The 8930-nt window shown below is 72.1% G+C and carries 8 protein-coding genes; 2 read left to right on the top strand and 6 right to left on the bottom strand.

From position 1 onward, the window contains the following. On the bottom strand, window positions 1-2102 hold a 2102-nt coding region (locus tag NON22_RS15920), incomplete at its 3' end, for a serine/threonine-protein kinase (RefSeq protein WP_257387928.1). A 206-nt stretch (window positions 2103-2308) separates the two neighbouring features. On the opposite strand from NON22_RS15920, the gene NON22_RS15915 reads away from it, so the two are divergent. Continuing rightward, entirely contained in the window at window positions 2309-2566 is a 258-nt protein-coding gene (locus NON22_RS15915) for a hypothetical protein (protein WP_257387927.1), read from the top strand. A 60-nt stretch (window positions 2567-2626) separates the two neighbouring features. On the opposite strand, the gene NON22_RS15910 is transcribed toward NON22_RS15915, so the two are convergent. From NON22_RS15910 to NON22_RS15890, 5 genes are all read right to left on the bottom strand, one after another. Next, complete coding sequence (locus tag NON22_RS15910) at window positions 2627-3832, bottom strand: lipase family alpha/beta hydrolase (RefSeq protein WP_257387926.1); 1206 nt, start codon at window positions 3830-3832, stop codon at window positions 2627-2629. Window positions 3833-3986: 154 nt separating this feature from the next. Beyond that, complete coding sequence (locus NON22_RS15905) at window positions 3987-5306, bottom strand: hypothetical protein (protein ID WP_257387925.1); 1320 nt, start codon at window positions 5304-5306, stop codon at window positions 3987-3989. Beyond that, the gene (gene hemF, locus NON22_RS15900; RefSeq protein ID WP_425507987.1) at window positions 5303-6184 is read right to left on the bottom strand and encodes an oxygen-dependent coproporphyrinogen oxidase; all 882 of its coding nucleotides are present in this window, start codon (window positions 6182-6184) and stop codon (window positions 5303-5305) included. The genes NON22_RS15905 and hemF overlap by 4 nt, the downstream gene beginning before the upstream one ends. A 129-nt stretch (window positions 6185-6313) precedes the next feature. After that, window positions 6314-6715, bottom strand: coding sequence for a hypothetical protein (locus NON22_RS15895; protein WP_257387923.1), 402 nt, complete (start codon window positions 6713-6715; stop codon window positions 6314-6316). A gap of 81 nt (window positions 6716-6796) precedes the next feature. Next, window positions 6797-7492: a YdcF family protein gene (locus NON22_RS15890; protein WP_257387922.1), complete on the bottom strand. Its 696-nt coding sequence runs from the start codon at window positions 7490-7492 to the stop codon at window positions 6797-6799. Between the two features lie 114 nt (window positions 7493-7606). Here NON22_RS15890 and NON22_RS15885 point away from each other — a divergent pair, with 114 nt between their 5' ends. Continuing rightward, window positions 7607-8800, top strand: coding sequence for a beta-ketoacyl-ACP synthase (locus tag NON22_RS15885; protein WP_257387929.1), 1194 nt, complete (start codon window positions 7607-7609; stop codon window positions 8798-8800). Window positions 8801-8930: the final 130 nt, after the last annotated feature.

Here is an 8930-nt window from a genome sequence, read left to right as displayed (position 1 = left end):
AGGCGCCGCGCGGCGTCGCTGCCGGCCGCGCGGCCTATGTCCAGCGCCTCCTCGAGCGCGGCGCCGGCGTCGTCGTAGCGGCCGGCGCGCAACAGCAGGCCGCCGTAGTCGACCGCGAACACGAGCACGTCGGGATGCCGCGCGCCCAACTGCGCGCGCGCCTGCTCCAGCGCCTCGCGCAGCTGCGCGAGCGCTTCGTCCATGCGCCCCTGCGCGGCGCGTACCTTCGCCTGCACGCGGCGCTGGAACAGATCGTTGCGATAGAACACCGTGCTGTTGCGGTCGATGAGCCCGCGCGCCCGGGCAATGCGCGCGTCGGCCTCATCGATGCGGCCGCGCTGCAGATCCAGGTCGGCGGCGTTGCCGAGGGTGACCGACAGCGTGTCGCGCGTGGCCGGCAGGTGCATCTCCATCGCGGCGATCGCGCGCGCATTGTGGTCGGCGGCGGCGTCGAGCCGGTCCAGCGACGCGGCGTAGACCGCGGCCGCGCGCTCCAGGGCGGCGCGTAGCAGGCTGTCGGTGTCACCCTGCGCTTCGCGGCGCTGCAGCGCGCGTTCGATCTGCGTCATCGCCGCCTCGGCGTTGCCGCTGTCGTACAGCGCCATCGCGAGATAGCGCTGATGCTGGATCAGGTCCTCCTCGGGCACCGGATCGGCCTGCTCGAATAGCGCGACGGCGCGCGCGAACAGTTGCGCGGCGCGGTCGCGCACGCCGATCTCGTAGTAGACGTGGCCGATCGACGCGACGATCGCCGCGCGCGTCTCCGGCTTGATCTTGTCCATCTTCGGCTCGTCGAGCCGAGCCGCGGCGCGGTCGAGCAGCTGGATCGCGCTGACTTTGCCTTCGCGCACCTCGGCCGGCGTGGCCGACTGGTACAGGGTGATCGCGAAATCGGCGAGCTCGGTCGCGCGGTCGCGTTCGCGCGCGACGGCGGCGAGCTGGCGGTTGATGCTGACGACGTGATAGCTGACGACCGCGACGGCCGCGAGACCGGCGGCCAGCAACGGCCAGCGCCTGCCCAGCCAGCGCCGCGCCGCGTAGCCGCGTTCGCCGCGGCGCGCGTGCACCGGTTCGTTGCGCAGCAAGCGATCGAGGTCGTCGTTCCAGGCATCGACGCCGGCATAGCGGTCCTCGGGCCGCTTGCGCAGCGCGCGCAGGCAGATCGCGTCGAGGTCGCGGCCCGGCGCCGGCAGTCCGCGGCGGCGCGCGACGACCGACGGCGGCGGCGGGTCCGTGTGCAGGATCGCGTGGGTCAGCGCGGCGGCGCCGAGTTCCGCATGCGGAGGCTCGCCGGCCAGCAGTTCGTAGAGCAGGCAGCCCAGCGCATGCACGTCGGCGGCGACGCCGGCCGTCTCGCCGCGGATCTGCTCGGGCGCCGCATAGCGCAGGGTCAGCGGGCCCGCGCCGGTCGCCGTCGCGGCGGTGTCCTCGTCGAGCACGCGCGCGATGCCGAAGTCGAGCAGGCGCGGTTCGCCGTCGGCGTCGACGAGGATGTTGGCCGGCTTGATGTCGCGATGCACGACGAGCCGGCGATGCGCGTAGGCGACCGCGTCGCCGACCTTGCGCAGCAGCTGCACGCGGGCGCGCAGGCCCAGCGCGCGGCGGCTGCAGTAGTCGGTGATGCGTTCGCCCTCGATGTACCAGGTGGCCAGGAACGGCCGCCCGCTGCCGTCGTTGCCGCCGTCGATCAGCCGCGCGATGTTCGGATGGTCGAGCGCGGCGAGGATCTGGCGTTCGCGCAGGAAGCGGTGCTCGTCGGCGCCGTCGCCGAAGGCGCGGTCGATCTGCTTGATCGCGACCTTGCCGCGGAAGCCGCCGTCGTCGCGCTCGGCCAGCCAGACGCGGCCCATGCCGCCGCGGCCGATCTCGCGGATCAGCCGGTAGCGCGCGACTTGCGGCATTGCGTCGTCTTTCGCGTCCGCCTCGGCGTCGAGACAGGGCAGCGGCTGCTGCGCCGCGGCGAACAGGCGCGCAAGCGCGTCGGCCAGCGCCGGATCGTCGGTGGACAGCGCCGCGAGCGCCGCACTGCGCGCGGTCTCGTCCAGGGTGCTCAGCCGCAGGTATTCGTCCTTCTCGCGCCGATAGCGTGCTGCGTCCGTCATGCGGTCTCCGTTGCGGCCGTCGCGTCCCGGCGCGCCGTCGCGCGCAACGATAGCCGCGACCGCGCGGGCCGGCCAGGTTCGCCCAGGCTGCGCCGCGGCGTTCATTGCGGAGCACCGGCCTGCTCGCCGCGCGGCCGCCGGCCGGCTATCGTCGGCGTTCCGGCCGGATCGCGGGCCGAATTTCCCCATCGCCACGGAGTTCCGCCATGCCCCAGGCCAAGAGCCATATCGAGATCGCGTTCCGGTCGATTGCGGTGTTCGCCGACGACGGCCAGCTCGACATCGGCGAGATCAACTTCCTGCTCGGCCTCGCGCTGCGCGACACGGTCATCGACGAGGACGAGAAGCGCGTGCTCGGCCAGATCTTCGCCCAGGCGGAAAAGGGTCACCTGCCGTCCACCGTGCAGGCGCGCATCGACGAGGTCCGCAGCAAGCACGGCGTTCCGCAGGGTCCGGTCGACTGATTTGCGGCGGCGCGGCGCCCGGGCCGGATCGTTCCGCGAAGCTGCCCGCGCCGGCTGCGCCTATTTCGTCTGCGCCCAGTCGCGCAGCCGTTCGTAGACGCGCGGATGGTTCATGAGGTCCATGTGACCGAGTCCGCGGAAGACGTGGCGCTGCGTGTCGGGCAGCTGCAGCGACAGCGACGGGTCGGCGTGCTGGCCCAGCGCGCTCGGCACCGGCACGAGGCCGTCGCCGATCCAGCGTGCGCGCGTGCCGTCGCTGCTGCCGGCCAATGTCGCTGCGGCGAGGAACCAGCGCGCCTCGCCGATGTCCGGCAGCGCCTCGGGCGCCGCGTCGCGACGTTCGCCGCGCGGCCGGTCGCGATCGCTGCACCAGCCGTGGCGCAGGTCCTTGACGCCGGCGCTGCGCCGCTCGGTCAGCTTGGCCAGCGCGCGCGTGTACGGCATGGATTCGAGCGCGGCGCTCAAGCGCCCGCCGATGCGTTCGAGCGGCGCGCCCAGATGCGGCGAACCCAGGCAGATCGCCGCGACCAGCTTGTCGCGCCACGGCAGTTCGGCGCGCGCCGCGTGGCTGCAGGCGCTGCGGCAGACCAGGCCGCCCATGCTGTGGCCGATCAGCACGATGCGCCGTATGCGCCGTGGATGCGCGTCGACGAGCTGCTGCAGCCGGCGCGCGAAATCGCGGCCGTTGCCGGAGATGCGGCGGCCGCTGTTGTAGCGCAGGCGCACGGCGCTGCCGCCGAGGTCGCGCTCCAGCCGCGTGCCGAAGTCCTCGCCGTCGCGGTCCTGCCATTGGCTGTCGTTGAGGCCGAGGCCGTGCACGAGCACGTAGAGCGTGCCGTCGGGGCAGGGCAGCTCGCGCGCGAGCGTGGCCGCGTCGAGGCTCAGGGTACGGCCGTCGCGGCAGAAGGCCAGGCGCAGCGCGAGCGGATTGCGCGTGGCTTCGAGATGGTCGCCGACCGCGCCGTTCAGGGCGCTGATCCAGGCATTGGACGCGACGTGGTCGGTCCCGTCGCTGCCGCGCGGCAGCAGGTAGCGCTCGTAGAGGCCGAGCGAGCCTATCGCCGCGGTGCTGGCCGCCTGGCCGACGTCGCGCAGCCGCGCATAGACGAAATCGGTGCCGCGCAGCAGCAGGTCGCCGAACGGCAGCAGCTTCGCGAACGGATCGAGCACGGCCTGGTGCACGCCTTCGACCACGTCCAGCGCGCCGAGAAAGCCTTCGCCGGCCAGTTGGGCCGTGCCGCGCAGCAGGTCGAGTCGGGATTTCATTCGGCGATCGTCGTCACGCAAGGCGTCGGCGGCTTCCGTCGCCGCGTCGGTTTCGTACAACGGGCCGTCGTCGTGACGGCCCGCCAATGACCGGCAAGCCTAGCCGATCCTTCGCGGGGAGTGCAGGTTTCGCGCCCTCGGCGACACGGAGTTTTCAGTCGTCGAGCACGCCGATGATCGTGATCCACTGCCCGAGCCGCTGCTGCAGCCGGGTCGGTACGGGCTCGGTTTCTTCCGGCGCCGTTGCTTCCGCATCAGTGCCGCCACCGCCGGCGGGCGGGTCCGTGTCGTTGCCGCCGAGCGTCTCCAGCCGCTCGCGAAAAGCCTGCGATTGCGCGTCCTGCTGGGCCAGCAGCGCCTGCAGTTCGGCCGGCAGCGGCAACTTGTCGCGGCGCAGCCGCCCGCCGGCGACCGACAGCCGGTCCACGCCGCCCGTGAAGACCGGTCCGCCGCCTTCGATATAGCCGTCGCTGACGATGCTGCGGTAGACGTAGTGGCGCGGCAGGCCGTACAGCGTCTCGCCGTCGGCCGAGCGCGTGAGCCACGGCGCGCCGGCGATGTGCGCCTCGGCGAGCATGCCCTCGGCCAGGTCCAGCACGAGGCCGAGGTTGATCAGCGCGACCCAGCGCCCGTCGCGGCCGAGGCGGCGTGCATCCTGTTCCGCCGACAGCGGGAGCAGCGCGGAAGGGAGCTCGTAGCGGGTGAGCACCTTCTCGCCGCGGCGCCGTTCCAGCGCGCTGGCGTGGCGAAGCGCCTCGGGTTCCCCCGGTCGCGGGCTCACCTCGCCGATCGTTTCCAGGGTCTCGCCGCCGTCCAGGCAGGCCTGGACGATGCGCGACTGACGGGTCTGCCGGATGCGCTCGCGCGCGGCCTTGAAGCCCGGCAGAAGCGCCGGTGCGAAACGACGGTCCAGCCGCAGGTACGGATTCAACGTCACGAACGGCCGGCTGCCGCCGAAATGGCAGCGCGGCAGGACGAAGTAGCTCTCGTCGGGACCTGCGGCCAGCATCCTGGCGTAGCGTCGGCGGTCGCGCAGCTGCCATTGCACGTCGCTGCCGATCAGCCAGAGCAGCGACAGGGTGGATCGGGCATGGCCGGAATCGTCGCGCGGATCGTAGCGGCGCATCAGCACGGTCTTCGCCTTGGCCGAGTCGGGCACGTAGACCGCGACGACGCCGTCGAGCTCGTCGAGCAGCTTCAGGCTCGCGAGGTCGTAGACCTGGGTCAGGTAATCCGGCTGCGGCCCGTCCAGGGTCACGTAGAGCCGGCCCATCGCGTAGTCGGGTTCGATCGCATGGATGCGCTGCTCGCCGCGCAGCGCGAGCTTGCCGAACTCGCCGTCGAACGCGCTGCCGTCGGCGCTCAGCGGCAGCACGTAGCCGTTGTCGAGCACGAGCCGCACGCGGCCGGCCTGCAGCGGCGCGCCGAACAGCAGCGCCGCCAGCGCGGCCAGCAGCACGCCGCGACGGATCACAGCCAGTCCCGCGGCACCAGGTAATCGGCCAGGCGCGCCTCGGCGCTGCCGGGTTCGGGCTGATAGCCGTATTCGAAGCGCACGCGCGGCGGCAGGCTCATGAGGATCGATTCGGTGCGGCCGCCCGACTGCAACCCGAACAGGGTTCCGCGGTCCCAGACCAGGTTGAACTCGACGTAGCGGCCGCGCCGGTACAGCTGGAATTCGCGTTCGCGCTCGCCGTAGGCGTGGTCGCGGCGGCGTTCGACGATCGGCAGGTAGGCGTCGGGAAACGCGTTGCCGACCGACTGGGTCAGTGCGAAGCAGCGCTCGAAGCCGCCCTCGTTGAGATCGTCGTAGAACAGGCCGCCGACGCCGCGCGTCTCGTTGCGGTGCTTCAGGAAGAAGTACTCGTCGCACCAGCGCTTGTAGCGCGGATAGACCTCGTCGCCGTACGGCGCGCAGGCCGCGCGCGCGGTCTCGTGCCAGTGGCGCACGTCGTCGTCGAACGGATAGAACGGGGTCAGGTCGAAACCGCCGCCGAACCACCAGACCGGTTCGGCGTCGGGCTTGTGCGCCTCGAAATAGCGCACGTTCATGTGCGTGGTCGGCACGTACGGATTGCGCGGATGCAGCACGAGCGAGACGCCGAGCGCGCTCCAGCTGCGGCCGACGAGCTCGGGCCGCTGCGCCGTCGCCGACGGCGGCATGCGCTCGCCGTGCACGCGCGAGAAACCCACGCCGGCCTGCTCGAACAGCGCGCCCTGCTTGAGCACGCGCGAGCGTCCGCCGCCGCCCTCGGCGCGCTGCCAGGCGTCCTCGACGAAGCGCGCCTCGCCGTCGGCCCGTTCGAGCGCGGCGCAGATGCGGTCCTGCAGGCCGTGCAGGAAGGTTTGCATGCGGGAAACGGCGGAGTCGGTCATCGTGTCGGCTCGTGCGGTGGCGGGTCGGAGGCCGCAGCGGTGCCGGCCGTGGAGCGGGGTGCGTACGGCGGGAGCGGCGCCGGGCCGCGCTCCCGCCGCGGAATTTCAGCTGCCGAGCAGGGTCAGCTCGCCGCTGATGTCGACGACGAGGTTGTTGATCCAGCTGTTGTAGTTCTGGTGGATCACCTTCTTGCCGTTCTTTTCCTCGTAATTGAGATTTTCCGAATCGACGTAGCTGATGCGGATGTCCTTGCTGTTCCAGTCGATCGCGATGCGCGCCTTGTGGTCGCGCACGAGCAGGGTGGCCTTGATCGCGCCGGGCTTGTCCTCGGACACGATCCATTTGCGCCCGACCAGCGCCTTCTTGATGATCTTGCCGACTTCGGCGCTGCTGGCCTTGGCCGGGACCGCGATCGGGTCGGGGTTGACCAGCGGCGCCTCGCGCCAGCCGGCGAGCAGCAGCAGGACCGGCAGAAGCAAAATCAGTATAAATCTATTACGCAGCATTGTTCGCTCCATCGATGGCGGGCCGGGCGGCCCGCCGCGCATGGTAGGCGGCGCCGCACGGGCCGGCAATCGACCGGCCGCTCAGGTCACGCGCTCGACCATGCGCCGGTGGCCGATCAGGCGCGCCCAGCGGCTGCCGACGTCGAGCCAGAGGCAGTAGCTCGCTTCGAGCGCGAGCCGTACGAGCAGGCCGGCGCTCCAGCGCAGGCGCGGCTCGGCCGCGACGACGTCGGCCTGCAGTCCCAGCGACTCGGCCAGCAGCAGGCAGCGCGGCAGGTGATAGCGGCTGCTGACCAGCGCGACCGGAGCGGCCGCGGCGTCGCCGAGCAGTTCGCGCGCGTTGCGCAGGTTTTCCAGCGTATCGGTCGAGGCGTCCTCGCAGCGCACGTCGGCCTCGGCCGGCAGGCCGTATTCGCGCAGGCACTGCAACGCCGCGGCCGCTTCGCTGAGGCCGGCGCCGGTGCGGCCGCCGAGCAGCAGCAGCGTGCGCTCGTGTTCCTGATACAGCGCCCAGACGCGGGCGATGCGCGCGGCGTAGTCGGCGTCGACGCGTTCGCCGGCCAGGCGCTTGCCGAACAGCAGCAGCGTCGTGCCGTCGCCGGCCGGCCGCAGCGGCGCGCGGCGGGCCAACAGTGCGGTGCGCAGGAAGAAATACAGCCAGAGCAGCCCGCCGCTGAGCACGACGGCCGCGGCGCTGACGCCGAGCGAATGCCAGACGTCGCGGTCGCCGATATGGCGCCACGGACCGTCGCGAAACGGCGAATAGGAGGTGGTCATCGGCGCGGCGGAGTGAGGCTTCCTGAACCCGAACGCCGTTGTATAGTCGTGCGCCCCGGCCTTGCAAGCCGGCGATTTCCCTTGACTCCAGGTGCGTTGCGCTTGCCGAACCCGATTCCTCCGCTGGCCGTGACGGCCCATACCGCCACTTCCGCCGCCGGGCGCGGCGTCGCCGCGTTCGCCCGAGCCATGCGCGAGCGCCGCGGCGGCCTGCGCAGCAACGACTTCGGCAGCGATCCGCTGGACTGCTGGATTGGCCGCGTCGACGGCATCGAGGACACGGTCGTGCCGGCCGAATTCGCCGCGATCGACTGCCGCAACAACCGCCTGGCCTGGATCGGTCTCAACGAGGACGGCTTCCTCGCCGCGGCGCGCGATGCCGTGCAGCGCTACGGGGCAGACCGCGTCGCCGTCGTGCTCGGCACCTCGACCGCGAGCATCGGCGCGACCGAAGAGGCTTACCGCGATCCCGCCGCCGACGGCGGTTTTGCGCCGCCATACCGCAGTTTCCTGCTGCACGCGCCGCATTCCCTGGTCGCTTTCGTGCAGGGCGTGCTCGGCACGACGGGGCCGGCCTGCACGGTCGCGACGGCCTGCTCATCGAGCGCGAAGGTGTTCGCGCAGGCCGAGCGCCTGATCCGTCACGGCTGGGCCGATGCGGCCGTCGTCGGCGGCGTCGACTCGCTCTGCGGCAGCGTGCTGTTCGGCTTCAATGCGCTGCAGCTCGTCTCCGACGCGCCGTGCCGGCCGTTCGACGTCGCGCGGCGCGGCATCTCCATCGGCGAGGCCGCCGGCTTCGCGCTGCTCGAACGCACCGGTGCGGCCAACGGCGGTGCGCCTCAGCTGCGCGGCTGGGGCGAATCCAGCGACGCGCACCACATGTCCTCGCCGCATCCCCAGGGCCTCGGTGCGCGGCTCGCGATCGCCGACGCGCTGCAGCGCGCGGCGCTGGACGCGTCGGCGATCGACTACGTCAACCTGCACGGCACCGCGACGCCGGCCAACGACGCGGTCGAGGCGGCCGTCGTCGCCGACGTGTTTCCGGCCGAGACACGCGCGAGCTCGACCAAGGGCTGGACCGGCCACACGCTCGGTGCGGCGGGCATCGTCGAGGCGGTGGCCTGCCTGATCGCGCTGGAACAGGAATTCATGCCGGGCACGCTGAACTGCAGCGAGCCCGATCCGGCCTGCGGCCCGCAGCTTGCGCTCGACAACGTCGCGCGCGCGCCGCGGCTCGCGCTGTCGTCGTCGTTCGGCTTCGGCGGCAACAACGCCGTGCTCGTGTTCGGACGCGGAGGCCGCGCATGAGCGAGCTCGCCGTCCGCGTGACCGGCATCGGCGTCTACGGCCCCGGCCTGACGGGCTGGGACCAGGCCCGCGCGCTGCTGCGCGACGGCCGGGCGCCCGACTCTGCAGACGCGCCCAAGCCCGCGCCGCC

This window comes from Tahibacter caeni, from assembly GCF_024609805.1.
Classification (GTDB): domain Bacteria; phylum Pseudomonadota; class Gammaproteobacteria; order Xanthomonadales; family Rhodanobacteraceae; genus Tahibacter; species Tahibacter caeni.
The sequence above is the reverse complement of the archived record's forward strand: the minus strand, read 5'-3'. Positions and strand labels throughout refer to the sequence as shown.